This window comes from Paeniroseomonas aquatica (genome assembly GCF_030409335.1).
In the GTDB taxonomy this organism is placed as follows: domain Bacteria; phylum Pseudomonadota; class Alphaproteobacteria; order Acetobacterales; family Acetobacteraceae; genus Belnapia; species Belnapia aquatica.
The window spans coordinates 1-711 of record NZ_JAUFPN010000056.1 but is presented as its reverse complement, the minus strand read 5'-3'; the positions used below and the strand labels follow the sequence as shown (position 1 = coordinate 711).

Annotated in this window: 1 pseudogene; it reads left to right on the top strand. The window is 68.8% G+C overall.

From position 1 onward, the window contains the following. Positions 1-373: 373 nt before the first annotated feature. Positions 374-711: pseudogene (locus QWZ14_RS06175) on the top strand (MFS transporter); the annotation flags it as partial.

Genomic DNA, 711 nt, shown 5'->3' with positions numbered 1-711 from the left:
CGTTTATGCCACAGGCGCGATCGTCGGGAACTCCCTGGCGCCGAGCCCGGCGTTGGCGACGCTGCCCATTTCGATCTTTGTCGTCGGTATGGCCGCCTACACCCTGCCGGCCGGCGCCATCGCCCGGCGCCACGGCCGCCTTCCTGACCGGGACCGGGTGCGGGGTGCTCGTCGGCCTGCTGGGCGCGCTGGCGGTGCTGTCCTTCCGCTTCGCGGCGGCCGACTGCGTGCCGGCCGCGCGGCGCCCGCGCGCACTCTCCCTGGTCATGGCGGGTGGCGTTTTCGCCGGGGTAATCGGGCCTCAGCTGGTCACCTTCACCAAGAACCTGTGGTTGCCCTACCTCTTTGCAGCCACTTTCCTGGCGCAAGCGGCGTGGCCGTGCTCTGTACATTTGTCCTGCTCGGCATCCAACTGCCGATGCCGAGCGCTGCGGAGCTGGCCGGTCGTCGTCCACTTGGCACCATCGCAGCACAACCGCGCTTCATTACCGCCGTGATCTGCGGCGTGGTCTCCTACCTGCTCATGAACTTCCTCATGACCGCGGCGCTGTTGGCGATGCGGCTCTGCGGCTTGCCGCAGGAAACGGCCAATCCCGGCCTGCAGTGGCACGTCATCGCCATGTATGCCCCGAGCTTCTTCACGGGTCGCCTCATCACCCGCTTCGGCGCGCCCTGCGTCGTGGCTGCGGGCTTGGCGCTGATCGCGGCCGC